Annotated in this window: 1 protein-coding gene; it reads left to right on the top strand. The window is 72.3% G+C overall.

Translation table 11 applies throughout. From position 1 onward, the window contains the following. Positions 1-813, top strand: an 813-nt coding sequence (locus tag KUM38_RS33125) for an IS701 family transposase (protein WP_217135024.1), incomplete at both ends; no start/stop codon positions are given.

Here is an 813-nt window from a genome sequence, read left to right as displayed (position 1 = left end):
CGGTGGGGGCAGGCGTATGTGCGCGGGCTGCTGCTGGACGGGCGGCGCAAGTCGGTGGAGCCGATGGCGGCCCGCCTGGGTGAGGACGGCAACCGGCAGGCGCTGGCCCACTTCATCACCTCCAGCCCGTGGGATCCGGCCCATGTGCGGGCCCGGCTGGCCTGGCGGATGCACGAGGCGACCGGCCCGGAAGCCCTGATCGTCGATGACACCGGGTTCCTGAAGGACGGGGACGCCTCGGCATGCGTGGCCCGGCAGTACACCGGCACCGCGGGCAAGGTCACCAACTGCCAGGTGGGCGTCTCGGTGCACCTGGCCACCGACCGTGCCTCCGCGGCCGTCAACTGGCGACTGTTTTTGCCCGCCTCCTGGGATCCGGCCTCGCCCGAGGCCGATGCGGACAAGATCGCCCGCCGCACCCGCTGCGGGATTCCCGATCATGTGGGGCATGTGGAGAAGTGGCAGCTGGCTTTGGACATGATCGACGAGACCCTCTCGTGGGGCCTCGGCGTTCCGTTGGTGGTCGCGGACGCCGGCTACGGCGATGCGACCGCCTTCCGCCTCGGCCTGGAGGAACGGAACCTGGCCTACGCGGTCGGGATCTCCTCCCGGCTCACCGCTCATCCGGGCCATGCGCGGCCGGCCACCCCCGCCTACAGCGGCACCGGCCGCCCGCCGCCGGTGGCGAAGTATCCGGACAAGGCCATGACGGTGAGGGAGCTGGTCATTGCCGTCGGCCGGCAGGCGGCCCGGCCGGTGTCCTGGCGGGAGGGTTCCCGGCCGGGCACCGGCCGCAGCGGGTTGAAGCGCATG

Source organism: Streptomyces sp. AC558_RSS880, from assembly GCF_019049255.1.
In the GTDB taxonomy this organism is placed as follows: domain Bacteria; phylum Actinomycetota; class Actinomycetes; order Streptomycetales; family Streptomycetaceae; genus Streptomyces.
Note: the sequence above shows the minus strand (reverse complement) of the source record. Positions and strands in the feature narration are given on the sequence as shown.